The sequence below is a fragment of the Nocardiopsis trehalosi NBRC 14201 genome (assembly GCF_001552555.1).
GTDB lineage: Bacteria > Actinomycetota > Actinomycetes > Streptosporangiales > Streptosporangiaceae > Nocardiopsis_B > Nocardiopsis_B trehalosi.
Window position 1 is genome coordinate 1 of the sequence record NZ_BCRK01000369.1, and the last position, 558, is coordinate 558.

Annotated in this window: 1 protein-coding gene; it reads left to right on the plus strand. The window is 84.6% G+C overall.

Annotated features, from left to right (window positions below; all coding sequences use genetic code 11):
• Positions 1 to 558 (plus strand): nucleotide disphospho-sugar-binding domain-containing protein (locus tag NT8_RS28185; protein ID WP_157516018.1); only part of this gene is annotated, 558 nt, incomplete at both ends.

The window sequence follows — 558 nt, forward strand, 5'->3', positions numbered from 1 at the left end:
CTGGGCCGGACCGCGACCGAGCGCCAGGACGGCTACGCGGTGCCGGTCGGCGCGGTGCTGGCGGAGCTGGCCCGGCTGGACGCCGAGGTGGTGGCCACCCTCCCGGCGGAGCAGCGCCGCGACCTGGGCCCGGTGCCGGCCAACGTCCGCCTGGCCGACCGGGTCCCGCTGCACGCCCTCGCCCCCACCTGCGCGCTCGTGGTCAGCCACGGCGGCACCGGGACGGTGTGGGCGGGGCTCGACGCGGGGGTCCCCCAGCTCGTCGTGCCGCGCCCCACCTTCGACGAGCCGCTGCTGGGGCGGCGGATCGCGGAGCGCGGCGCGGGCGCCGTGCTCGCGCCGGACGCCGCGGTCGGCGGGGTGCGCGCGGCCGCCGAGCGGCTGCTGGGCGACCCCGGCCCCGTCCGCGCCGCCCGGGAGCTGGCCGCCGAGATGCGCGGGCTGCCCGCGCCCGCCGCGCTGGTGCGCGACCTCGCCCACCTGGCGGGCCGGGCCGGTCGGCCGGGGCGCGGCGCGCGGCGGGGCGCGGCGCGCGGCGGGGCGCGGCGCGCGGCGGGG